Raw genomic sequence first — 23,502 nt, 5'->3', positions numbered from 1 at the left:
CGGGGCTCCGCCCCGAACCCCGCACCGCCGCTCCGCGACGGTCGCCTCAAACGCCGGCGGGGCTGGAAGGGGGCACAGCGGGGCTCCGCGCCGGACAGGTCTGGGCGGGCCGGCACGGGCAAGCCGGGCACCGGCAAAGCGGGCTCGGCCGGGCACGGCCGGGCGGGCCGAGCCGACCGGGCCGCGTGGGCCGAGCCGGGCAGCGGGCCGAGCCGGGGGGCCGGGCGCCGGCGGGCCGGGCTCCGCTCAGACCAGGAGTTCCGGGGCCAAGGAGTTCGGGAGTTCGTGGCGGCTGTGGATGCCCAGCTTGCGGTAGATGCGGCCCAGGTGGGTGTCGACCGTGCGTTTGCTGAGGAAGAGCTTCTCGGCCACCTCCAGGCTGGAGTGGCCGCGCACCACCAGCTCGGCCACCCGCAGCTCCGCCGCGCTCAGCAGCGTGCGTTCCCGCGGCGGGGCGGCGGGCGCGGCGGCCGCCGGGGCGGGCTGGCGGGGCACCCCCGCCAGGATGGTGGTGGCGGCGGACTCCTCGCCCAGGAAGCGGTACGACTGCGCGGCCTGCGCCCGCCAGGTCACGCAGCCGGGGTGGGTGATCCCCCGCAGCGCCAGCCGGTGCCCGCAGTCCAGGAACAGCCCCACCGCCGCGGCGTGTTCGCCGCGGGCCGCGGCGATCGTGCCGTGCGCCTGGAGGGAGAGCGCCCTGACGAAGGGGTGCGCGTCCCCGACGGCCGGCTCGCCGTCCAGCAGCCCGGCCGCCTCCGCGGTCCGGTCCAGCCGCACCAGGGCCCGGGCCGCCCCCGCCACGGCCGCCCCGGCCAGGGCCGCCGAGCCCAGCCGCCGGGCCAGCCGCAGCGCGGTCTGCGCATCGGCGTGGGCGGCGGCGAAGTCCCGCTGCCGGTACCGGACGTCGCCCCGGATCAGGTGCGCCAGCAGCGCGGTGGCCAGGTCCTCGGCGGCCCGGGCGCTGCCGATCAGCCGGACCGTCAGCGCCTCGGCCTCCACCAGGTCACCGGTCCAGGTCAGGGCCAGGGCCGCACCCACCGCCCCGGCCACCGGTGCCGGGGCCAGCCCGGCCGGCTCCCGCCCCGGCAGGTCCGCGACCCGCAGGGCCAGCCGCCGGGCGGTGGCGGTGCGGCCGCCGGCCGCGGCCGCGGCGGCCAGCGCGCCGCCGAAGGCCCGGGCGGCCATGTCCCAGGGCCCCCCGGCGGCCAGCCGGGCGGCCCGGCGCAGCCCGAAGCGGTGGCCGGTGAGCAGGCTCTGCGCGGTGAGCAGCAGCAGGTACTCCCGCGGCGGCGCGCTCAGGCCGGCCAGCTCGCCGCAGACCCGGACGAAGGGCTGCGCCCCCTCGACCCGGGCGACCAGCGCGGGCGAGGCCAGCCGGGCCAGCGCCTCGGCCCGGCGGACCGGGCCGAGCGGGCTGCCGGCCGCGGTGGCCGCCTGCCGGGCGCAGGAGTCCAGGTCGCGGTGGAGTTCCACGGCGCCGAGCCGCGCGGTGAGATCCAGAAACGATTCCTCGCGCTCCCGGCCCGCCTCGTCGGCCCGGGCGGCCGGCTCGTCCAGCAGCGCCAGGGCCCGCCGCAGGTAGCGGGCCGCGACCTCGTGCTCGCCGGCCGCCGCGGCCTGGGCCCCCGCGCCGCGCAGCACGTCCAGCCCCCAGTCGCAGCCGGCCTTGAGCAGGTGCTCGGCGGTCTGCCGGGCCGGGGCGCCCAGCCGGGCCAGTACGGCGGCGGCCCGGGCATGCAGCTCCAGCCGCGCGGCCGGCGGTACCCGCTCCAGCACGGCCGGCCGGAGCGCGGGGTGCGGGAACCGGGCCGGCGGCCCGGCCTCCAGCAGCCCGGCCCGCACCAGCCGCTCCCGGGCCTGCTGCTCGTGCACCTCGCCCCGGTGGGAGAGGGCCCCGCAGACGGCCGGGTCGGTGTCCGGTCCCAGCACGGCCAGCTGCGCCAGCAGTTCGGCCGCCGCCGGGTCGTCCTCGTCGAGCCAGGCCAGCACGGTCTCGGAGAGGGTCTGCGCGCCGATCGGCAGGACCTGCTCGGGGTCGGGCGAGCTGGCCGGGACATGCGTCCGGCGCAGCCGGTTGACCAGGTCGTGCAGGACCAGCGGGTTGCCGTGCGCCAGGGTGTGGCAGAGCGCGGCCAGCTCCTGGTCGACCGGGCTCTCGAAGGCCCGGTCGAGCAGTTCGGTCGTACAGGTGGGACAGAGCGGTTCCGGCCACAGGCGCAACAGGTAGGGCAGCGGCCCCAGTTCGTCGGCCACCCGGGCGGCGCCGGTGGCCGGCAGGGTGGCGACCATCAGCACCGGCAGGTCGTCCAGGCGCCGGGCGATGTACGAGAACCAGCGCAGCGAGGGCTCGTCGGCGTAGACCAGGTCGTCGACGAGGATGGCCACCGGCCGGTCCACGGCGAGGAAGCGGGTGGTGCGCAGCAGGACCTGGAGGGCTTCCTGGGTGCTGCGGGCGCCGGGCCAGCCGTCGCCGCCGTCCCCGGCCACGTCCGCGGCCCCGGCCCGGTCGGGCCCGGTGGGCGCGGCCAGCACGGGGTCGAAGAGCTGGCGGACCATGCTGTACGGGAACTGGCTCTCGCTGGGGTGGCAGCGGGCCCGCAGCACCAGGGTGTGCGGGGGCAGCATCCGGGGGACGGCGTTCAACAGGGCGGACTTGCCCATGCCCCGGGGCCCCTGCACGGTGGCCACCGTCGGCCGCCCCAGGGCCAGTTGGTCGATCGCCTCCTGGAGGAGGACGATCTCACGCTCGCGGTCGAACAGGTCGCCCTGAGGTGAATGCATGTGGGTCAATCTCGCATTCCTGACACTGCATATCAAGCCACCGGAGCCCTGCCTTTCGGTGACTTCGGGGCGCCCGCACCGGAGTTGACCGGAGTGCAGTATTCCGCCGTGCCGCGCCCCTTCCGCCCCGGTGTTCCGATACGTAGGCAACCGGCCCGGGAATACGTACACCGGCGTCTTTCTGCGTACCAGGTGAAGCATTTACCCCCTGGTCCCCGCGTGTTTGGCTGGAGCGCGAGAGGCCACCTCGGACGGACCACCGGATGCAGGGGGGACAGATGGAAAAGCCGCGTCTGAAGGCGCATTTCCACGTCGAGGTGGTGGAGGGCGAGCGCGTCTTCCTCTACGCGGAGGGCCAGGACTACCTGGTGCCCGGCCGCGCCGCCGCGGCCGTGCTGCCGTACCTCGACGGACGGCACACCGTGATGGAGATCGTCCAGGCGCTGGCCGGCACCCTGCCGATCCCCGCGGTCCTCGCCGCGCTGAGCCGCTTCGGGGCCGCCGGCCACCTGGCCGAGGGCCGGCCCGAGCTGCCCGAGCGGACCCTCGCCTACTGGGACGCCCTGGGCGTCGACCCGGCCCGCACCCTCGGCGCACCGCCCGTCACCGTCTCGGCCACCGGCGGGGCGGACCCGGAGCCGCTGCTCGCGGCGCTGCGCGCGGTCGGGCTGGGCGCCCGTACCGGCCCGGTCGGGGAGGTGCCGGCCGAGGGGGTGGCCGTGGTGCTCGCCGAGGACTACCTCGACCCGGCCCTCGCCGACCGCAACACCCGCCAACTGGCCGCCGGAAGGCCGTGGTTGCTGGCCCGGCCGGGCGGGGTGGCGCCCTGGATCGGCCCCTTCCTCGACCCGGACCACACCGGCTGCTGGACCTGCCTGTCCCAACGCCTTTCGGGCAACCGCCAGTTGGAGCGGTACCTGGCCACCCGGCGCGGCGAGTCGGTGCCCCGGCACCCGGCCCGGGCCGGGCTCCCGGCCGGCCCGCTCGCCGCCGCCGCACTGCTCGCCGCGGAGACCGCGCGGATCGCCGCCACCGGCGAACCGGGCGCCCTCTGCGGCCGGATGGTCACCCTCGACCTGGCCACCCTCACCACCGAGCGGCACCAGCTGGTCCGCCAGCCGCAGTGCCCCTCCTGCGGCAATCCCGCGCTGGTCGCCGAGCGGAGCCCGAAGATCGTGCTGTCCGGCCGGGAGGCCTCGCACACCAGCGACGGCGGCTACCGCGTCGAACGCCCCGAGGCCACCCTCGCCCGGCTGGAGCGGCACATCAGCCCGTACCTGGGCGCCATCACCCGGCTGGTCTCGCACACCCCCGAGTCCAACACCCTCACGTACAGCTACTCGGCCGGCCACAACTTCGCGATGGTCAACGACAGCATGGACCTGCTCCGCCGCAACCTGCGCGGCCAGAGCGGCGGCAAGGGCCGCTCCGAGATCCAGGCCAAGGTCAGCGCCGTCTGCGAGGCCATCGAGCGGTACTCCGGCGTCTGGCGGGGCGACGAGCCGGTGCTGCGCGCCGCCTACCGCGAGCTGGACCCGCGCACCGCCGTGCACCCCCGGGACCTGCTGCACTTCTCCGAGCGGCAGACCGCCGGCCGCGCCGAGTGGAACAAGGACCCGGCCAACCGGCTGCACAAGGTCCCCGACCCCTTCCCCGACGACCTGCCGGTCGACTGGAGCCGGGGCTGGTCGCTCACCCACGACGAGGAGCGGCTGGTCCCCGCCGCCTACGCCTGGTACGGCCACCCCGACCTGGACGAGCACTTCTTCTGCATCGCCGACTCCAACGGCAACGCGGCCGGCAACACCCTCGAAGAGGCCGTCCTCCAAGGCCTGTGCGAGCTGACCGAGCGGGACGCGGTCGCCCTGTGGTGGTACAACCGGCTGCGCCGCCCGGCCTTCGACATGGACTCCCTCGACGACCCCTACGTCGGTCACCTCCGGTCGTACTACGAGGCCATGGACCGCGACCTGTGGATGCTGGACCTCACCTTCGACCTCGGGATGCCGGTGTACGCGGCGGCCTCCCGGCGCCGGCACGGCGTCGAGGACGTGCTGGTCGGCTTCGGCGCGCACCCCGACCCGCGGGTGGCGGCCTTCCGCGCCCTGACCGAGCTCAACCAGTTCCTCCCGATGATCGAGCGGCGCGACGAGGCGGGGCACACCGCCTACCTCGTCGACGACCTGGAGACCCTGACCTGGCTGAAGGAGGCCACGGTCGGGCGGGAGCCCTGGCTGCTGCCCGACCCGGACCTCCCCGCCACCCGCGTCGGCCCGCCGGCCGGCGCCGACCTCGGCGCCCGGGTGAAGGAGCAGGTGGCCCGGATCCGGGCGGCCGGCTCCGAGGTGATCGTGATCGACCAGACCCGCCCCGACCTCGACCTGAGCGTGGTCAAGGTGATCGCCCCGGGCCTGCGGCACTTCTGGCGCCGGGTCGGACCCGGCCGGCTCTACGACGCCCCGGTCCGGCTGGGCCTGCTGCCCGCGCCGACCCCGGAGGCCGGACTCAACTCCTGGAACGTCTTCTTCTGATGACAGGGCTGGCGCCGATGACCCCCACGAGCACCCACCCGGCCGACGGCCACGGCCTGGCCACCCGGCTGGCCCGGGGCGCCTCCTTCGAGGACGGCCGGCTCACCACCCGTACCGGCGGCACCGCCCTGACCGGCCTGACCCCGGGTGCGGCCGCCGCCCTCACCGCACTCGCCACCGGCGACCGCACCGAGGCCGAACTGGCCCCGCTGGTGGTCGCCGGGGACGGCGAGAGCGGGCTGCTGCGCTGGCAGCTGCTGCGCAGCCGGCTGGAGGGCGCCGGGCTGCTGGAGCACGCCGTGACCGCCCCCGACGGGGCGCCCTTCGCCCGGCTGGTGGCGGTCGGACGCGGCAGCACCGCGCTGCGGCCCGCCCCGCGGGGACCGGTCCGGCTGAGCCGGCACGCCCTGCTGCTGCCCGCCGAGGGCGCCCTCGCGCTGCGGGCCCCCGGCAGCCCGCTCGCGGTGGAACTGGCCGCCGGGGCCGCCGCCCTGCTGCCGCGGCTCACCGCCTGGACCGAGGACGTCCCCGGCCCCCTGCTGCGCCTGCTGGCCACCGCAGGCGCACTGGCCCCCGGCGGGCCCGGCGCCGACCCGGAGGCCGAGGAGCCCGGCCACCTCCAGTGGGACCCCATCGACCTCGCCTTCCACCTGCGCACCCGCACCCCCGGCGCCGCCCCGGGCTACGGCGGCACGTACCGGCACGCGGACCGCTTCGGGCCCGAACCGGTGGCCCTGCCGGCCGGCGGCGGCGCCTGCACCAAGCTCCCGGTGCCCGACCCGGCCGCGGTCGCCGCCCGGGACCCGTCCCTCAGCGAGGCGATCGAGGGCCGCAGCTCCACCCGCGCCCACGACGACACCGCCCCGCTCACCCTGGACCAGCTCGCCGAACTGCTCTTCCGCACCGTCCGGATCCGCCGGACCTTCACCGGCGGCGACGGCCAGGAGCTGGCCGACCGCCCGCTGCCCAGCGGCGGCGCGGTGCACGAGCTGGAGGTCTACCCCCTGGTCAGCCACTGCGCGGGGGTCGAGCCGGGGCTGTACCGCTACGCGCCCGACCGGCACGAGCTGGAGCTCGTCGCCGCTCCCGGGCCGGCCACCGCCGCCCTGGTCAAGGAGGCCCGCGAGGCCTCGATGATGCCCGGCGACCCGCAGGTGGTGCTGCTGGTCGCGGCCCGCTTCGGCCGGGTCATGTGGAAGTACGAGACGGTCGCCTACCCGCTGGTCCTCAAGCACGTCGGGGTGCTCTACCAGACCGTCTACCTGGTCGCCGCCGCCATGGGCCTGGCCGTCTGCGGGCTCGGCGGCGGCGACACCGGCGCCTTCGCGGCCGCGACCGGCCGGGACCCGTTACTGGAGGGGACGGTCGGCGAACTCGTCCTGGGCAGCCGGCCGGCCGCCCCGGACCCCGCGCCGCCCGGCAGACCCGCCGGCCCGGCCGACTGACCCACCGAGGGGGACCGAGACCGTGCAGTTCCGCTACCAGGCGCTCCAACGCAAGCGCGAGCCCGACGAGCTCGACGCCGCCGTCATGCTGGCGGCCCCCCGCGGCTGGATCGCCGTCTTCGTCGTCCTCATCGTCATGGCGGGCGCCTGCGGCTGGGCGCTGCTGGCCCGGCTGCACGTCACCGTCGACGCCCCGGGGGTGCTGACCCACCCCGGCGGCACCAGCCAGGTGCAGAGCCCGTACACCGGGATGGTCGGCCGGGTCCTGGTGCACCCCGCCGAACAGGTCCGGGCCGGCCAGCCGGTGGCCGAGGTCACCGACCCGGGCGGCACGGTCCGCACCGTCACCAGCCCGTTCGCCGGCAAGGTCATCAGCGCCGCGCTCAGCCCCGGCCAGTACGTCCGCACCGGGGCCACGGCCGCCACCGTGGAGCGCACCGACCTGCCCGGCGACCGGCTGGTCGCGCTGGTCTTCGTGCCGGCCGACCGGGCCGCCCGGCTGGTCCCCGGCCGCCCGGTCCGGCTCTCCGTCTCCACCGCCCCGCCCGCCGTCTTCGGCCTGCTGCGCGGCCGGGTGACCAGCATCGACCCGTACCCGCTGACCCGGGAGGGGCTGGCCGCGGTGGCCGGCGGCGAGCTGGCCGCGGAGGGCTTCAAGCAGGGCGGCCAGGCGCCCCGGCTGGTGACCGTCGACCTGATCCCCGACCCGGGCTCGTCCTCCGGATACGAGTGGTCCACGGCGAAGACCCCGCCGGTCCGGCTCGGTTCGCAGACCTCCGTCTCGGCCTCCATCGAGCTGCGCACCCAGTCGCCGTTCGAGCTGGTGCTCGGCCGGTGAGCCGCGCGGACCGCCGCCGGCGGCGCACCGCCGCCCGCACCCGCCGCTGGGCCCGCCGCCGCGCCCACCGGGTACCGACCGTCCTCCAGATGGAGGCCGTCGAGTGCGGCGCCGCCAGCCTGTCGATGGTCCTCGCCCACTACGGCCGGCACGTCCCGCTCGAAGAGCTGCGCACCCTGTGCGGGGTCTCCCGGGACGGCGCCAAGGCCAGCTCCGTGATGGCCGCCGCGCGCACCTTCGGCCTGGTCGCCCGCGGCTTCCAGGCCGAGGCGGACGTCCTGCTGGAGAAGCTGGCCGCCGGCCCCGTCATGGTCTTCTGGGCCTTCCAGCACTTCCTGGTCGTCGAGGGGGTCAGCACCCGCTTCGGCCGCACCCTGGTCGCCGTCAACGACCCGGCCGGCGGGCCCCGGCTGATGGAGTGGTCCGAATTCGACTCCGGCTTCACCGGCGTCTTCGTCACCTTCGAACCCGGCCCGGACTTCACCCCCGGCGGCCGCCGCAGCAGCACCGCCGCCGCCCTGCTCGACCGCCGGCTGCCCTCCGGGCGGGCGCTGCCGCTGGTCCTGCTGGCGAGCCTGCTGCTGGTGGTGCCCGGCATCGTCGGGGCCGCGTACTCCCGGGTGTTCGTGGACCGGGTGCTCGGCGCGGACTCCACCACCGCGGTGCTGCCGCTGGTGGTGGCGATGGCCGTGACCGCACTGATGGTCTTCGTCCTGACCTCCGTACAGCAGCACTACCTGCTGCGCATCGAGATCCGCACCGGACTGGTCGCCTCGGCCCGCTTCTTCCGCCATCTGCTGCGGCTGCCGGTCGACTTCTTCCTGCAACGCCGCCCCGCCGAGGTCGCCAAGCGGGTGGCGAGCAACGACACCGTCGCCATGATCCTGTCCCGGGACGTCGCGGCCACCCTCATCAACCTCGTCCTGGTCGTCTTCTACGGCGCCCTGATGGTCCGCTACGACGTGCTGCTCGGCGTCCTGGGCCTGGCCACCGCCGCGCTCAACGTCCTCGTCCTCCAGCTCGTCGCCCGCTCCCGCAAGGACGCCGTGGCCGCGCTGCGCGCCGACCGCGGCAACCTGGTCGGCACCACCTTCGCGACCCTGTCCACCATCGAGTCGGTCAAGGCCAGCGGCGCCGAGCCGGACGCCTTCACCCGCTGGGCCGGCTTCCTCGCCAAGGTCACCACCGCCCAGCAGCGGCTGGGCCAGGCCACCGCCGTGCTGACCGTGCTGCCACCGCTGCTGGCCGTGGTCAACATCGGCGTGCTGCTGCTGGTCGGCGGCCTGCGGGTGGCCGACGGGACGCTCAGCGTCGGCATCCTGATCACCTTCCAGACCCTGCTCGCCGCGCTCAGCCGGCCGGTCACCCAGCTCACCAACCTGGGCACCCGGCTCCAGGACATGAACGCCGACCTCAAGCGCATCCACGACGTCGAGCAGTACCCCCAGGCCGGCTGCTTCGACCCCGGCCGGCCGGCCGGCGAGGACGCCCCCGGCAACCGGCTGGACGGCGAACTGGCCCTGGAGGACGTCACCTTCGGCTACGGCCCGCTGACCGAGCCGGTGGTCACCGGCCTCTCCCTCACCGTCGCCCCCGGCACCCGGATCGCCCTGGTCGGCGGCTCCGGCAGCGGCAAGTCCACCGTCGGCCGGCTGGTCACCGGCCTCTACGAGCCGCGCTCGGGCCGGGTCCTGGTCAGCGGCCGGCCCCGCGAGGAGGTCCCGCGCACCGTGCTCGCCGCCTCGATGGCCTACGTCGACCAGGACATCGCCCTCTTCGCCGGCACCGTCCGGGACAACCTCACGCTGTGGGACGAGACCGTGCCCGACGAGGTGGTCCTCGCCGCCCTCCAGGACGCGGCCGTCTTCGACGAGGTCATGTCCCGCCCCGGCGGCCTCAACGCCCGGGTCTGGGAGGCGGGCGGGAACTTCAGCGGCGGCCAGCGCCAACGCCTGGAGCTGGCCCGGGCGCTCGCCGCCCGCCCCACCCTGCTCGTCCTCGACGAGGCCACCAGCGCCCTCGACCCGGCCACCGAGCGCACCGTCATGGACAACCTCCGCCGCCGCGGCTGCGCCTGCCTGATCATCGCCCACCGGCTCTCCACCGTCCGGGACGCCGACGAGATCATCGTGCTGGACCGGGGCGCCATCGCCGAGCGCGGCACCCACGACGAACTCCACGCCCGCCGCGGCCGCTACGCCGCCCTCTTCGAATCCAGCCGCTCCGAGGAGGGGGACACCCTGTGAGCACCGCCGTCTCCGGTGCCGCCGCCGCGGCGCGCACGGTCTGCCTCGACGACCCGGGCAGCGTGCTGTTCGTGGAGTCCGGGGCGGCCGACCTGTTCGCCGTCGACCGGTCCGCCGGGGAGCACGGCCGCCGCTACTTCCTCTGCCGGGCCGAGGCCGGGATGGTGCTGGCCTGCGGGACCGCCCGGGCCGGCCGGCACACCGTCGTCGCCCGGCCGGTGCTCGACGCCCGGCTGGTCCTGCTGCCGATGTCCCGGCTCGACGAGATCCGGCGGGGCCGCGCCACCCTGCGCGGCTGCTTCCCCGACGAGCCCTGCGAGGTCGACCACGCCCGGCTGCTCGGCGGCCTCACCGCCGGGCTGACCGCGCTCGCCCGGATCCTGCCGGGCACCCTGCCGCCCCGCCAGTTCACCTCCCTCAGCTCCACCGGCGCCACCGAACTGGCCGCCCGGGAGGCGGCCCGCTCCGTGGACGGCGTCCGGATCGTGCGGGTCGAGTCCGGCCTGGTGGACCTGGGCGACCCGGCCACCGAGGGCGAGGCGGCGGCCGGCGCCGACCCCGCGGGCCCCGGCACCGACCCGGACCTCGCCGCGCTGCGGCCGGCCGGCCCCGGCGCCGACCTGGTCCTCACCGAGCAGGACTGGCTGCGGGCCCGGGAACCGGCCCGGCTGACCGGCACCTCCCTGCTCGCGGTCTACCGCGAGGGCCGGCTGACCGGGCTGCTCACCGAGCACGCCGCCCGGCTGCGGGCCACCGTCGACCACCGGGTGGCCGTGCTGCGCGCCCACGAGCGCGGCGAACTGGCCGACCGGCGCGCCCAGGACGGCAAGGTGCTGGCCGGTGCGGTGCGGGCCTTCGACGCCGTGCTGCACGACACCGCCACCCGGGTGCGGCTGGCGGACGTGGCGGCCGACCCGCCGCTGCTGGCCGCGGTCCGGCTGGTCGCTTCCCGGCAGGGCTTCCGGGTCCGCCCGGCGGCCCGCGGCGCCGGCCGCGGCGGGACGCAGGCGGAGCTGCGGGCCATCGCCGCCGCCTCCGGCTTCCGGACCCGCGCGATCCGGCTGGACGGGCCCTGGTGGCAGCGCGACCTGGGCCCGCTGGTCGGCTTCCGGCCGATGGGCCGGCCGGTGGCGCTGCTGCCGCTGGGCCGGGGCTACATGGTGGTCGACAACGGCGAGGTGACCGAGCTGACCCGGGAGGGGGCGGCCCGGCTGCGCAACACCGCCGTGGTGCTCTACCGGCCGCTGCCCGACCACGTCCGGGACGTGCGGGGGCTGCTCCGGTTCGGCTTCTCCCCGTCCCTGGGACACGGCCGGGACCTGCTCCGGCTGGCCGTCACCGGCATCCTGGTGGCCCTGCTCGGGCTGATCATCCCGGTGATGACCGGCAAGGTCCTGGGCCGGTTCGTGCAGGCCGCGGACCGGGACCTGATCGTCCAGGGCGCCCTGGTGGTGATCGCCTCCGGGCTGGTGACCGCGGCGCTGTCGGTCGTGCAGAACCTCGCCGTGCTCCGGCTGGAGAGCCGGTCCGGGGCCGCCATGCAGGCCGGGCTGTGGAGCCGGCTGCTCGCGCTGCCCGCCGCCTTCTTCACCCGCTACTCCACCGGCGAACTGGGCACCACCGTGCTGGGCGTCACCGCCGCGCAGGAACTGCTCTCCGGGATGCTCGCCACCGCCGTCATCGCGCTGCTGACCGGGCTGGCCAATTTGGGCCTGGTCTTCTGCTACGACCTGGGCCTGGCCCTGCTGGCCACCGCCCTGACCCTGCTCGGCACCGGCTTCGCCGCGGTCGCCGGCCGGCTCCAACTCCGCTGGGCGCGCCGGGAGTACGTCCACGAACAGGCGATGAGCTCGATGGTCTTCCAGATGCTCACGGCCATGCCCAAGCTCCGGGTGGCGGCGGCCGAGGAGCGGGCCTTCGCCGAGTGGACCCGGCTGGCCGCCAAGGGGCATGCACTGTCCGCCCGGGTGCGGCGCGCGCAGAACGCCGTCACCACCTTCAACGCGGGCTTCCCGCTGGTGTGTTCGGCGGTGGTCTTCGCGGTGGCCGCGGGGCCGCTGCACGGCCGGGTCCCGCTGGCCACCTTCCTGCCGTTCTTCGCCGCCTTCAACCTGCTGCTCGCCGCGGGCCTGCAGTTCACCGCCGCCGCGGTGACGGCGGTCGGCACCGTACCCATGCTGGAACGGCTGGCGCCGCTGCTGGCGGCGGCCCCGGAGAACGACGGGACCCGGGTCGACCCCGGCGACCTGTCCGGCCGGGTCACCGTCTCCCACCTGTCCTTCCGCTACGGCCAGGACGGCCCGCTGGTCCTGGACGACGTCACCCTGACCGTCCAGCCGGGCGAGTTCGTCGCCGTGGTGGGCGCCTCCGGCAGCGGCAAGTCCAGCCTGCTGCGCCTCCTGCTGGGCTTCGAGACCCCGCTGTCCGGCAGCGTCCTGTACGACGGCCAGGACCTGGCCGAGCTGGACGTCTCGGCGGTGCGCAGACAGTGCGGGGTGGTGCTCCAGAACGGCGCCCTCCAGGCCGGGGACGTCCTCGCCAACATCGTCGGCACCAGCGGGCTCACCCTCGACGACGCCTGGGCCGCGGCCGAGATGAGCGGCCTGGCCGAGGACGTCCGGGCCATGCCCATGGGCATGAACACCGTGCTCTCGGAGGGCACCAACACCCTCTCCGGCGGGCAGCGCCAGCGGCTGATGATCGCCCGCGCGCTGGTCGCCCGGCCCCGGCTGGTCTTCTTCGACGAGGCCACCAGCGCCCTGGACAACCCGACCCAGGCCCTGGTGGCGGAGGCCACCCGGCGGCTGAACGCCACCCGGGTGGTGATCGCGCACCGGCTCTCCACCGTGGTGGACGCGGACCGGATCGTGGTCATGGACCGCGGCCGGATCGTCCAACAGGGCCGGTACGACGAGCTGATCGCGGACTCCGACGGGCTCTTCGCCCGGCTGGCGGGCCCGCAGATCGGCTGATACAACCCGTACGACCAGACGACTTCTCCACCGCCGCTCCGCACGAGCGGCACCATCGCCGCCTCTCAGGGGGACCCCGTGTCACAGCAGCCGAAGTCGGCCCTCAGCAACCTCAACGTCCTGCTCCCGGTCCTCTACGCCATGGCCATCGTGCTGGCCGGCACCCTCGGGAACGGCAGGGCCGTCAGCGCGGTCGCCGTCCTCGGCGGCATGGCGCTCGGCCTGTACTACGGCTTCGGCCGCCGCCGCTCCCGCGGCTGACGCGTACGAAGACAGAAAGACAAAAAGAAGGGGCGGGCGCACCCCCGTCGGTTCCGCCCGCCCCCGTCCGTGTGCCCGGCCGGTCTCCACTCCGGCCGGGCTCCCGCACCGCCTCCTCAGGCGGCCAGGACGTGCGCCAGCCGGCGGTTCACCCGCGGTGCCAGCGCCAGCGTCACCGCGGCCCCGACGACCCCCGCGGCCAGTGCCGCCCACCACAGGACGGCCGGGCCCAGCCCGCCGTACACCGTGACGCCCAGGGTCAGCGCGCCGAACCGGGCCACGCCCCAGGTCCAGCTGTAGGCGCCCTGGTAGCGGCCGCGGGCGTGCGCCGGGGCCAGGTTGGCGATCACCGAAGCCGCGATGCCGGCCACCGCCAGCTCGCCCACCGACCACACCACCACCGACAGCGCGTACATCGCGATCCCGTCGGCCACTCCGGTCAGCGCCACGCCGGTGGCGATCAGCACCGCGCCCGCGGCCTGCACCGGGAGCTGCGGCAGCCCGGCGAGCCGCGCGGTGGCCACCGGCTGGAGGGCCACCACCAGCACCGCGTTGACCGCGGCCATCGCGCCGTACACCGCCGGGGACAGGCCGCTGTCGTGGATCGCCATCGGCAGCGTGACCTCGGTCAGCGAGTAGACGAAGAGCTGGATGCCGAAGACCGGCAGCAGGACCAGCACCAGCTTGTCCCGCAGCACCACGCCGTAGCCGATGCCGTCCGCCGGGGCCCCCGCCGCACCGGCCGCCGGCCGGGCCGGCTCCTTCAGCCGGGTGGCCACCACCACCGCGTAGACCAGCATCGTCCCCGCGTCGACCGCGAAGAGCAGCCAGTACCCCTGGGCGGCGAGGAAGCCGCCGAGCACGCCCGCGGCGGCCGTGCCGATGTTCACGCCCCAGCCGAAGAGGGCGTACGCCCGCTGCCGGCGCTCGGCGTCCACCGCGTCCGCCATCAGCGCGAAGGCGGCCGGCGGGACCAGCGAGCCGGCCGCGCTGATCAGCAGCGCCGCGGCGGCCATGGTGGCCACCCCCGGCGCCAGGAAGAGCGCGCCCTGGGCCGCGGCGGCGCCGATCAGCCCGGCCAGCATCGTGGGCCGGCGGCCGAAGCGGTCGGCGAACAGCCCGCCGAGGGCCGGGCCGAGCAGGTTGCCCGCGCCCAGGGCGCCGAGCACGTACGAGGTCTCGGTGCCGGTCACCCCCCGGGCGGCGAGGAAGAACACCAGGAAGGGAGTGACCAGGTGACCGAACCGGTTGACGATCGTCCCGGCGAAGAGGGTCCAGACGGTGGGCGGCAGGCCGCGGAAGGTGGAGAACATGCGACGAGAGTGCGCTCCGGACCCCCACGGGCTGAATTGATTAAGCTCAGACTGAATCCACTGACGGAGCAGGGGGCTCTCCGATGGACGCCGCACTCAGTTTCTCCGCCGCCGACCTGGCCCAGACCCGGTTCGCGGTCTCCCCGATGTGGGAGGTGGTCACCAGCTACCGGCTGTTGACCGCCCGGGCCGAATCACCGCTGCACCGCCGCTGGACCGCCCAGGTCAGGCCCCGGCTGCTGCGCGCCGGCCTGGACCGGGGCGTGCTGGCGGCCCTGTGCCCGCCCGGCCGCTACCTCGCCGACTTCCTCAACCCGCCGCCGGCCACGCCCTTCCCCACCCTCGAGGCCGAGCTGGCCGTGGTGCGCCGCAGCGCCCCGGAGCACGTCCGCTTCGACTGCGACAAGCTCGGTGGCCGGGACGTGCCCGCCCTGCGGCCGCTGTACGACGACCCGGAGGCCGCCCTGGAGAAGGTGGCCGCCGAGATCGAGGAGTACTGGGAGCTGGCCCTGGCACCCTACTGGGCCCGCATCCGGCAGCTGCTCGAGGCGGACGTCTTCCACCGCGCCCGCCAGGTCGCCGAGCACGGCTCCGCGCGGGTCCTGGGCGAGCTGCACGAGACCGTGAGCTGGGACGACGGCACGCTCAGCCTGGTCCAGCGGGCCTGCGGGCTGACCCGCACCGAGGCCGGCTCGGGGCTGCTGCTGGTGCCCTCGGCCTTCGCCTGGCCGAAGGTCCTGACCCGCTCCGCCCCCGGCGAGCCGCCCCAACTGGCCTATCCGGCACGGGGCGTGGGGAACCTGTGGGAGCCGCGCGGCACCACCGCGGTCGACGCGGTGGCGGCCGTGCTCGGCCGCTCCCGCACCCTGCTCCTCAGCGAACTCGACACCCCCGCCTCCACCACCCACCTCGCCCAGGCCTCGGGCCTGTCGGCGGCCGGGGTCTCCCAGCACCTCACCGCCCTGCGCGACGCGGGCCTGGTCACCGCCCACCGCAGCGGCCGCTGGGTGCTGTACGCCCGCACGGCGGTGGCGGACGCCCTGCTGGCGCCGGCGAACGGCTGAGCCCCCGCGGGCGCCGTACGTACGGGCCGTCCGGCTGATCCGGGCGGTACGGCCGGTCACCGCAGGAACAGGGCCAGCAGCCCCGTCCCCACGCCCATGGCCGCGGCGAAGGCCACCCCGGCCCGGGACACCGCGGCCGCCGCCGTGGCCCCGTCCGACCGCGCCAGCACCCCGGCCACCACGGCCGCGAGCAGCGCCACCAGCACGGTGACGAGCACGGCCATGGCGGTCAGCGCGTCCCGGGCCCCCAAGGTCATCGTCATCACGGAACTCCCCTCCTGCGGACGGCGGTTCCGGCCCCTCCGGACCACCGATGACCACGACCTTGCGGGTTCCGCTGACCGGTGCCGTGCGGCTGGTCGAGAATGAACAGTCCTGAACACCTGGACGTCGAGGGGCCCATGGACGAAGAGAGCCCGCTGGCGAAGCTGCACGCGGTCTTACACGCGGCCCGGCTGCGCAAGCAGTCGAGCATGACCCGGGTGGCCTCCCGCTCCGGACTCAGCCGCACCACCGTCAGCCAGGCCTTCAACGCCGACACCGTGCCCAGCGAGGGCACGCTGGTCGCCCTCGCCCCCGTGCTGGGGCTGGACCCCACGGCACTGCTGCGGATGCGCCAGGACTGCCTGGTCCCCCGCCGCCGGCGGTTCCGGACCCGGCCCCGGCCCGTCCCGGACGAGGACGCCCGCTTCGAGGACCGCTACCGCCAGTACCTCAAGAACCGGCACGGCCGGCTCACCGTCGTCGGCCTGGACCTGCGCGGCCCCGCCGCCGCCAACTGGCCCCTCGACGCGGCGTACCTGAGCCTGGAGCTGACCGAGCCGGACGGCCTGGGACAGCGGGTGGAGCGGGCCGAGCGGGCCCTGCAGCGCGGCGGCCCGATGCTGGTCAAAGGGCTGGCCGGCAGCGGCAAGACCACCCTGATCCAGTGGATCGCCTGCGCGGCGGCCGACGGGTTGCTGCCCGGGGCCGACGGGGCCACCCGGTCCCCGCTCGCCTTCGTGCTCCCGCTGCGCACCCTGGCCCGGCGCGCTTCGCTGCCCTCCCCCGAGGACTTCCTGGCCGCCGTCGGATCACCGCTGGCCGGCGCCCAGCCGGACGGCTGGGCGGACCGGGTACTGGCCTCGGGGCGCGGGATCGTCCTGGTCGACGGGCTGGACGAGGTGCCCGAGCTGATGCGGGACCGGGCCCGGGAGTGGCTGCGCGAGCTGGTCGCGGCGTACGGCGCGGCACGCTTCGTGGTCACCACCCGGCCGACCGCGGTGGCGGACGGCTGGCTGGCCGACGCGGGCTTCCGGGAGCTGGCCGTCCGCCCGATGAGCCGCGCCGACGTGGCCGTCTTCGTGACCCGCTGGCACACGGCGGCCCGGGCCGGGGTCGCCGATCCCGAGGTGCGCAACCACCTCGCGGACCTGGAGCGCGACCTCACCGTGCAGGTGCGCGCCGAGCGCGACCTCGCCCTGCTCACCACCACGCCGCTGCTGTGCGCCCTGGTCTGCGCCCTGCATCGCGACCGGCGCGGCCAACTCCCCCATGACCGGGTGGAGTTGTACCAGGCCGCGCTGTCGATGTTCCTGTACCGCCGGGACCACGAGCGCGAGGTGATCGCCCCCGAGGGCATCAGCCTCAACGAGAAGGAGAGCGTGCAGCTGCTCCAGAAGCTCGCGTACTGGCTGATCCGCAACGGCCGCACCGAGCTGAACCGCGCCACCGCCGTCACCGTGCTGGCCGACGCCCTGGAGTCGATGCACGCGGTCGCCCAGCAGGGCGACGCGGACCAGGTGCTGACCCACCTCCTGGCCCGCAGCGGCCTGCTGCGCCGGCCCAGCACCGACACCATCGACTTCGTCCACCGCACCTTCCAGGACTTCCTGGGCGCCAAGGCCGCCGTGGAAGCCCTCGACCTGCCACTGATCGCCCGGCACTCCCACGACGCCCAGTGGGAGGACGTCGTACGGATGGCGGTGGCGCACGCCCGGCCGGACGAGCGGGCCGTGCTGCTGGAGTCGCTGGTCTCCCGCGCCGACCGCGAACCCGACCACCGCAAGCGGCTCACCCTGCTGGCGCTGGCCTGCCTGCGGCACGCCACCGAACTCCCCGCCGGCACCCGCGAGAAGGTCCAGTCGCGCGCCGCCCTGCTGCTGCCGCCGACGACCCGGGAGGAGGCGGAGGAGCTGGGCCGGGTCGGACCGCTCGTCCTGGACCTGCTGCCCGGCCCGGGCAAGCTGACCCCGGCGCTCGCCTGGGCCTCGGTGCACACGGCCAAACTGGTCGGCGGAGACGGCGCCCTGGCCTACCTCAAGCCCTTCAGCACCGTGGCCGACGACCGCACCCGCCGGATGCTGTGCACCGACTGGGAGTACTTCGACCCGCAGGAGTACGTCGCGCAGGTGCTGTCCCGCGTACCCGGGGAACTCCCGGAGGTCGAGGTCGCCGAGGCCCGCCAGATCCCGGCGCTCCGGCCCCTGCGGTTCTCCCGGGCGGCCCTCCGCGGCAACCGCTCCCCCGAGGAGGTCACCGCCCTGCCCGGCCGCGAGCGCATCGTCTCCCTGCGCATCGGCGGCAACGCGGCCGTCCACGACCTCGGCTGGCTGGCCGGGGCCTTCCCCGCACTGGCCACCCTGGCCCTGTCCGGCTGCCCCCTGGTCAGCAGCCTGGACTCGCTGACCGGGTCGACGGTCAGCCGGCTCCGCCTCGACGACCTGCCGCTGCGCGGCCTCGGCGCGCTGGCCGCGATGCCCGGCCTGCGCGCCCTGCACCTGCGCCGGCTCGACCGGCTCGTCCCCGACCGGGTACCCGAACTCCCTTGGCTGGCCGAGCTGGACGTGGACCATCCGAGGTTCCTCGATCTGCTCGACCGCTGGCCGCGGCTGTCCGCCCTCTCGGCGCCCGGGACCGCCTTCCTGCACCGCACGGGCGACGTCGCCCTGGCCCACCTGCGGCGGCTGGAGCTGTGGGACGCGGACCTGGCCTCCCTCTCCGTCCGCCGGGCCGCGGTGCTGCCGCAGGTCTCCGAGGTGTCACTGACGGTCAAGACCGGCGAACTCGCCCCGCTGGGCGCGCTCTTCCCGCGGGCCCGCGCGATCTCGGTGAGTACCGTCCGGGCGGGCCTCACCGCCGACCTCGCCCCGCTCGCCGACCTGCCCCGCCTGGAGTCGCTGACCCTGCGCGGCTTCGGCACCGTCACCGGCCGGGCCGCCTTCCGGCCCGGAGTGGTCCGCACCGGACAGGTCGAGTCCGGCTGAGGGGGCCGCGACCCGGCCCCTCACATCCGACCGGCTACGCGTCCACCATCGGCGGCATCTCCCCCTCGGTCGTCGACACGTCGATGACCGAGAAGTTGGCCCCCTGCGGGTCCGTGATCGCCGCGAAGCGGCCGAAGGGGCTGCCCATCGGGCCGAACTGGAGCGTGCCGCCGAGCTCCACGGCCCGCTTGACCGCCGCGTCGCAGTCGGCCACGGCGAAGTAGACGCTGACGTACGCCGGCACCTGCGGCGGGAAGTCCTCGCCCATCGTCATCCGGCCCAGCGCCGGCTGCCCGCCCAGGTTGAAGACCGTGTAGTCCATGCCCGGGGCGTCGATCTTCTGGACCGTGTACGGGAAGACCGTCCGCAAGAACGCGTCCGTCGCGCCGGGGTCCCGGCCGAAGACCTCCGCCCAGGCGTACGCACCCGGCTCGCCCACCTTCTCGAAGCCGGCGTGCTGCCCGCCCTGCCAGACGCCGAAGAGCGCCCCGGCCGGCTCCTTGGCCAGCGCCATCGTGCCGAACTCGCCGACCTTCATCGGCTCCATCTCCAGTTCGCCGCCGGCCGACCTGATCTTCTCCGCGGTCGCCGCCGCGTCCGGGGAGGCGAAGTACAGGCACCAGGCCGAGTGCGCGTCGGCTCCCGGCATCGGCGGCACCACCGCCGCGACGGCCTTTCCGTCCGAGTACGCCTGCGTGTAGTTGCCGTACTCGCTCTCGCTCTCGCCGAAGGTCCAGCCCAGGACCTCGCCGTAGAAGGTCTTCGCCCCCTCCAGGTCGGTGAACATCGCGTCCACCCAGCAGGGCGCGCCTTCCGGGTAAGCCGTCATGGTCATGACTCCGTCTCGTCGGTCACTCCGTGCGCAAACGTCCGGTTTCTCACGCTAGCCACCAGGCGCGCCGCCCGCGCGGGGAGCGGCCGGAGCGCCGACCATGGAGGCATGGACGTGCAGATCCACCTCGCCCAGCAGCCCGAGGCCGACGCCCTGCTCGGGCGCAGTCCGCTGGCCGCGCTCACCGGCATGCTGCTGGACCAGCAGGTGCCCATGGAGTGGGCGTTCTCGGGGCCCTACACGATCGCCCGGCGGATGGGCGCCGACGACCTCGACGCCCACGCGATCGCCGCCCACGACCCCGAGGCCTTCGCCGCGCTCCTCTCGGAGAAACCGGCGGTGCACCGCTACCCGGGCTCCATGGCCAAGCGGATCCAGCAGCTGTGCCAGTTCCTCGTCGAGCACTACGACGGGGACGCGGCGGCCGTCTGGGAGGGCGTCGGCAGCGGCAGCGAGCTGCTGGCCCGGCTCAAGGAGCTGCCCGGCTTCGGCGAGCAGAAGGCCAAGATCTTCCTCGCCCTGCTCGGCAAGCAGTACGGCGTGGCCCCGCGCGGCTGGCGGACCGCGGCCGGCGACTACGGCGAGAAGAACTCCTACCGCTCGGCCGCCGACATCACCGGCCCCGAATCACTCGCCAGGGTCCGGGCCCATAAGCAAGCACTCAAGGCCGAGTCGAAGGCGGCGGCGAAACCGGCCACCGGGGCCGCCGCGAAGGCCGGTAAGCCGCCGAAGCGGACGAAGGCCGCCTCCTAGCCCGCACGGGACTGCGAGACTCGCTCACCATGAAGACCGAACTCACCGATACGACGTCCAGCAAGGTCAACGCCGCCCTGCTCGAAGCCCGCCGCACCATCGGCAGCCCCACCCTGGGCATGGTCCTCACCCTCCTCGTCGTGACGGACGAGGAGAACGCGTACGACGCGGTCAAGGCGGCCTCGGAGGCATCCCGCGAGCACCCCTGCCGGATCATCGCCGTGATCAAGCGGCACCACCGCTCCCACCACAAGCAGCGCGAGTCCCGGCTCGACGCCGAGCTGCGGGTCGGCACCGACGCCGGCAGCGGCGAGATCGTCTACCTGCGGCTGCACGGCGACCTGGCCCGGCACACCGGCTCCGTGGTGCTGCCCCTGCTGCTGCCGGACGCCCCGGTGGTGGCCTGGTGGCCGGCCGGGGCGCCGGCCGACGTGGCCCGCGACGAGCTGGGCGCGCTCGCCCAGCGCCGGATCACCGACGCCTACGCCGACCTGGACCCGCTGGCCTTCCTGGCCGACCGGGCCTCGTACTACGCGCCCGGCGACACCGACCTGACCTGGACCCGGCTCACGCCCTGGCGCTCCCTGCTGGCCGCGGCCCTGGACCAGCAGCGGCAGCCGGTGACCGGCGCGGCCGTGGAGAGCGAGGCCGAGAACCCGAGCGCCGAGCTGCTGGCCCGCTGGCTGGCGGACCGGCTGAAGGTGCCGGTCGAGCGGGTGGTGACGGGCGGCCCGGTGATCACCCGGGTCCGGCTGGTCACCCCCGCCGGCGAGATCTCCGTGGACCGCCCCTCGGGCGCCCTGGCCACCCTGGGAGTCCCCGGCCAGCCCGACCGCCGGGTAGCCCTCAAGATCCGCTCCACCGCCGAACTCATCGCCGAAGAACTCCGCCGCCTGGACGCGGACGAAACGTACGCCTCCGCCTTGCAGACCTCCCTGCCGGAACCGGCTGGGGCTTGACCCGCCGGTGGTGTGCGGGGAGGCGCTTGACGGGTCGTGGCAGGCTGGTCCGGAGGCGGGCCCGGGCCGGGGATGGCCGAAGGCCACGGCGAAGCCGCTCGTCCCCGAGGTGGGCCTGCCGCAGGGCCCGCAGGCCACGACCCGTCAAGCGCCGGGGACCCGCACACCACCCCGCCCCCGCCGAGGTCACCGCTTGCGGCGCGCCGTGCCGAAGATCGACCGGGAGATCTCCCGCCCCAGCTGCGTCCCGATCGACCGCGCCAGCGACTTGAAGATCCCGCTCCCCACCACCTGCTCGGCCAGCGACTGGTCCCGCGCCGGCGCAGCCCGCGCCGCGGCCTTGGCCTGCTTCGCCGCCTCGGCCTCCGCAACCGCCGCCTCGGCCGCCGCCTCCGCCGCCGCCTGCTCCGCGGTGATCTTCTCGTAGGCCGACTCCCGGTCCACCGCCTCCGCATAGCGCGAGTACAGCAGCGAGCCCTTGACCGCCTGGTCCAGCGCCGCCGCCTCGATGGGGCCCATCAGCGACTGCGGGGCCCGCAGCCGGGTGGCGGCCACCGGCGTCGGGGCGCCCTTCTCGCTCAGCACGGTGATCACCGCCTCGCCGGTGCCCAGCCCGGTGAGCAGTTCCTCGAGGTCGTACTCCGAGGTCGGGAAGGTCTTCACGGTCGCCTTGAGCGCCTTCGCGTCGTCCGGCGTGAAGGCCCGCAGCGCGTGCTGCACCCGGTTGCCGAGCTGCCCGAGCACGTCCGCCGGTACGTCCTTCGGGGTCTGCGTGACGAAGAAGACACCGACTCCTTTGGAGCGGATCAGCCGGACCGTCTGGGTGATCGACTCCAGGAAGGCCTTGGAGGCCCCGTTGAAGAGCAGATGGGCCTCGTCGAAGAAGAAGACGAGTTTCGGCTTCTCGACGTCCCCGACCTCCGGCAGGTCGTTGTAGAGGTCCGCCAGCAGCCACATCAGGAAGGTGGAGAAGAGCTGCGGCTTGTCCTGCACCGCGGGCAGTTCCAGGACCGACACCAGACCCCGCCCGTCGGGCCCGGTCCGCAGGAATTCACTGGTGTCGAACTCCGGCTCGCCGAAGAACTCCGTGGCGCCCTGCTGCTCGAATGCGGTCAGCGCCCGCAGGATCACCCCGGCGGTCACCGTGGAAAGCCCGCCGATCCCCTTCAGCTCCGCCTTTCCGCGGTCCGAGACGAGAAAGGCGACCACCGCCCGCAGGTCCTTCAGGTCGTACAGTTCCAGGCCCTTGGAATCGGCGTAGTGGAAGATCAGGCCGAGCGACTGCTCCTGCGTCTGGTTCAGCTGGAGCACCTTGGACAGCAGGACCGGGCCGAAGCTGGTGACGGTGGCCCGCACCGGAATGCCCGGGCCGATCCCGCCGAGCGAATAGAACTCGCTCGGACATCCGGTCGCCAGCCACTCCTGTCCGACTTCCCGGGACCGCTGCGCGACCTTGTCGTTCGGTGTCCCGGGCGCGGAAATCCCGGAGACGTCGCCTTTGATGTCGGCGAGGAAGACCGGCACGCCGTTGGCCGACAGCTGTTCGGCGATCAGCTGGAGCGTCTTGGTCTTTCCGGTGCCGGTGGCCCCCGCCACCAGACCGTGCCGGTTCAGCATCGGCAGCGGAATGCGGATCTGCTTCTCCGGCAGGCAGACCCCGTCCCACAGAAGGGCCCCCAGATCGAGTGCGGGCCCGGTGAAGGCATATCCGGCCGCGATCTCCTCCGCCGGTCCCGAAGAAGCCGGGGCGGACGGAGTCCCGGAGTCCGGCGGGACCGGCTCCGGCGGCTCCGAAGTGGCGGACTGTTCGGCTGGCGGAGGGCTTCCCGTCATCTGTCACTCCCGGATTGGCGCTGTTTACCACCTTTGCACCGACGCTCCGAGGCTGCGCCCGCAGGCACCGGCCCGGTAGGCTTTCCGTGTGATCTTCAAGCGCATCGGAAACGGGCGGCCGTACCCCGACCACGGACGGGAAAGCACCCGGCAGTGGGCGGACGTCGCGCCGCGCCCGGTCCGGCTCGACCAGCTCGTGACGACCAAGGGACAGCTGGACCTCGAGACCCTGCTCGCGGAGGACTCGACGTTCTACGGCGACCTCTTCGCGCACGTCGTCAAGTGGCAGGGCGACCTGTACCTCGAAGACGGCCTGCACCGCGCCGTCCGGGCCGCGCTCCAGCAGCGCCAGGTCCTGCACGCGCGCGTCCTCGAACTGGGCTGATTGCGCCTTTCGGGTCGCCCCGGGGCTATTCATAGATCATTTAG

16 protein-coding genes are annotated in these 23,502 nt (G+C 75.0%); 11 read left to right on the top strand and 5 right to left on the bottom strand.

What is annotated here, in order from left to right; all coding sequences use genetic code 11:
- Positions 1-246: 246 nt before the first annotated feature.
- A complete protein-coding gene (locus AB0O40_RS19810; RefSeq protein ID WP_365042944.1) occupies positions 247-2,781 on the bottom strand; it encodes an AAA family ATPase in 2,535 nt (844 codons plus the stop codon).
- Between the two features lie 278 nt (positions 2,782-3,059).
- Between AB0O40_RS19810 and AB0O40_RS19805 the strand changes: the two genes are divergently transcribed.
- The 6 genes from AB0O40_RS19805 (at position 3,060) to AB0O40_RS19780 (ending at position 13,074) form a co-directional block, all read left to right on the top strand.
- Positions 3,060-5,312 (top strand): TOMM precursor leader peptide-binding protein, encoded by a 2,253-nt coding sequence (locus AB0O40_RS19805; protein ID WP_365042942.1) that lies wholly within the window; start codon positions 3,060-3,062, stop codon positions 5,310-5,312.
- A gap of 17 nt (positions 5,313-5,329) precedes the next feature.
- Complete coding sequence (locus AB0O40_RS19800) at positions 5,330-6,757, top strand: SagB family peptide dehydrogenase (RefSeq protein ID WP_365042939.1); 1,428 nt, start codon at positions 5,330-5,332, stop codon at positions 6,755-6,757.
- A gap of 22 nt (positions 6,758-6,779) precedes the next feature.
- The gene (locus AB0O40_RS19795) at positions 6,780-7,595 is read left to right on the top strand and encodes an HlyD family efflux transporter periplasmic adaptor subunit (protein ID WP_365042936.1); all 816 of its coding nucleotides are present in this window, start codon (positions 6,780-6,782) and stop codon (positions 7,593-7,595) included.
- Positions 7,592-9,841, top strand: a complete 2,250-nt coding sequence (locus AB0O40_RS19790) for an NHLP family bacteriocin export ABC transporter peptidase/permease/ATPase subunit (RefSeq protein ID WP_365042933.1) — start codon at positions 7,592-7,594, stop codon at positions 9,839-9,841. Before AB0O40_RS19795 ends, AB0O40_RS19790 begins: the two co-directional genes overlap by 4 nt.
- Positions 9,838-12,813, top strand: a complete 2,976-nt coding sequence (locus AB0O40_RS19785) for an NHLP bacteriocin export ABC transporter permease/ATPase subunit (RefSeq protein ID WP_365042930.1) — start codon at positions 9,838-9,840, stop codon at positions 12,811-12,813. The genes AB0O40_RS19790 and AB0O40_RS19785 overlap by 4 nt, the downstream gene beginning before the upstream one ends.
- A 78-nt stretch (positions 12,814-12,891) precedes the next feature.
- Positions 12,892-13,074 carry a hypothetical protein gene (locus AB0O40_RS19780; RefSeq protein WP_365042927.1) on the top strand — a complete coding sequence of 61 codons (183 nt, stop codon included), beginning with the start codon at positions 12,892-12,894 and terminating at the stop codon, positions 13,072-13,074.
- A gap of 116 nt (positions 13,075-13,190) precedes the next feature.
- Here AB0O40_RS19780 and AB0O40_RS19775 read toward each other — a convergent pair whose 3' ends face one another.
- A complete protein-coding gene (locus AB0O40_RS19775; protein ID WP_365042924.1) occupies positions 13,191-14,387 on the bottom strand; it encodes an MFS transporter in 1,197 nt (398 codons plus the stop codon).
- An 83-nt stretch (positions 14,388-14,470) separates the two neighbouring features.
- Between AB0O40_RS19775 and AB0O40_RS19770 the strand changes: the two genes are divergently transcribed.
- Positions 14,471-15,451, top strand: a complete 981-nt coding sequence (locus AB0O40_RS19770; RefSeq protein ID WP_365042921.1) for a DUF5937 family protein — start codon at positions 14,471-14,473, stop codon at positions 15,449-15,451.
- A gap of 56 nt (positions 15,452-15,507) precedes the next feature.
- On the opposite strand, the gene AB0O40_RS19765 is transcribed toward AB0O40_RS19770, so the two are convergent.
- Positions 15,508-15,714 (bottom strand): hypothetical protein, encoded by a 207-nt coding sequence (locus AB0O40_RS19765; protein ID WP_365042919.1) that lies wholly within the window; start codon positions 15,712-15,714, stop codon positions 15,508-15,510.
- Between the two features lie 102 nt (positions 15,715-15,816).
- Between AB0O40_RS19765 and AB0O40_RS19760 the strand changes: the two genes are divergently transcribed.
- Positions 15,817-18,696: an NACHT domain-containing protein gene (locus AB0O40_RS19760; RefSeq protein WP_365042917.1), complete on the top strand. Its 2,880-nt coding sequence runs from the start codon at positions 15,817-15,819 to the stop codon at positions 18,694-18,696.
- A 34-nt stretch (positions 18,697-18,730) separates the two neighbouring features.
- Here the strand turns inward: AB0O40_RS19760 and AB0O40_RS19755 are convergent, their stop codons facing one another.
- Entirely contained in the window at positions 18,731-19,525 is a 795-nt protein-coding gene (locus AB0O40_RS19755; RefSeq protein ID WP_365042914.1) for a VOC family protein, read from the bottom strand.
- Positions 19,526-19,636: 111 nt separating this feature from the next.
- Between AB0O40_RS19755 and AB0O40_RS19750 the strand changes: the two genes are divergently transcribed.
- Both AB0O40_RS19750 and opcA read left to right on the top strand, forming a co-directional pair.
- Entirely contained in the window at positions 19,637-20,281 is a 645-nt protein-coding gene (locus tag AB0O40_RS19750) for an HhH-GPD-type base excision DNA repair protein (RefSeq protein WP_365042911.1), read from the top strand.
- Positions 20,282-20,310: 29 nt separating this feature from the next.
- Positions 20,311-21,240, top strand: coding sequence for a glucose-6-phosphate dehydrogenase assembly protein OpcA (opcA, locus tag AB0O40_RS19745; RefSeq protein WP_365042910.1), 930 nt, complete (start codon positions 20,311-20,313; stop codon positions 21,238-21,240).
- 186 nt (positions 21,241-21,426) lie between these two features.
- On the opposite strand, the gene AB0O40_RS19740 is transcribed toward opcA, so the two are convergent.
- Complete coding sequence (locus AB0O40_RS19740) at positions 21,427-23,073, bottom strand: helicase HerA-like domain-containing protein (protein WP_365042907.1); 1,647 nt, start codon at positions 23,071-23,073, stop codon at positions 21,427-21,429.
- An 88-nt stretch (positions 23,074-23,161) separates the two neighbouring features.
- Here AB0O40_RS19740 and AB0O40_RS19735 point away from each other — a divergent pair, with 88 nt between their 5' ends.
- Positions 23,162-23,458 (top strand): type II toxin-antitoxin system VapB family antitoxin, encoded by a 297-nt coding sequence (locus AB0O40_RS19735; RefSeq protein WP_003955420.1) that lies wholly within the window; start codon positions 23,162-23,164, stop codon positions 23,456-23,458.
- Positions 23,459-23,502 lie beyond the last annotated feature (44 nt).

This window comes from Streptomyces sp. NPDC089919 (genome assembly GCF_040684615.1).
Lineage (GTDB): Bacteria > Actinomycetota > Actinomycetes > Streptomycetales > Streptomycetaceae > Streptomyces.
This window is presented reverse-complemented; position numbering and strand designations above follow the sequence as displayed.

Bases quoted from the DNA above. Each gene is read 5' to 3' on its own strand.
- AB0O40_RS19765 (WP_365042919.1), bottom strand. From the start codon at position 15,714: ATGACGATGACCTTGGGGGCCCGGGACGCGCTGACCGCCATGGCCGTG.
- AB0O40_RS19755 (WP_365042914.1), bottom strand. From the start codon at position 19,525: ATGACGGCTTACCCGGAAGGCGCGCCCTGCTGGGTGGACGCGATGTTC.
- AB0O40_RS19760 (WP_365042917.1), top strand. From the start codon at position 15,817: ATGAACAGTCCTGAACACCTGGACGTCGAGGGGCCCATGGACGAAGAG.
- AB0O40_RS19775 (WP_365042924.1), bottom strand. From the start codon at position 14,387: ATGTTCTCCACCTTCCGCGGCCTGCCGCCCACCGTCTGGACCCTCTTC.
- opcA (WP_365042910.1), top strand. From the start codon at position 20,311: ATGAAGACCGAACTCACCGATACGACGTCCAGCAAGGTCAACGCCGCC.
- AB0O40_RS19740 (WP_365042907.1), bottom strand. From the start codon at position 23,073: ATGACGGGAAGCCCTCCGCCAGCCGAACAGTCCGCCACTTCGGAGCCG.
- AB0O40_RS19750 (WP_365042911.1), top strand. From the start codon at position 19,637: ATGGACGTGCAGATCCACCTCGCCCAGCAGCCCGAGGCCGACGCCCTG.
- AB0O40_RS19800 (WP_365042939.1), top strand. From the start codon at position 5,330: ATGACCCCCACGAGCACCCACCCGGCCGACGGCCACGGCCTGGCCACC.
- AB0O40_RS19805 (WP_365042942.1), top strand. From the start codon at position 3,060: ATGGAAAAGCCGCGTCTGAAGGCGCATTTCCACGTCGAGGTGGTGGAG.
- AB0O40_RS19770 (WP_365042921.1), top strand. From the start codon at position 14,471: ATGGACGCCGCACTCAGTTTCTCCGCCGCCGACCTGGCCCAGACCCGG.
- AB0O40_RS19810 (WP_365042944.1), bottom strand. From the start codon at position 2,781: ATGCATTCACCTCAGGGCGACCTGTTCGACCGCGAGCGTGAGATCGTC.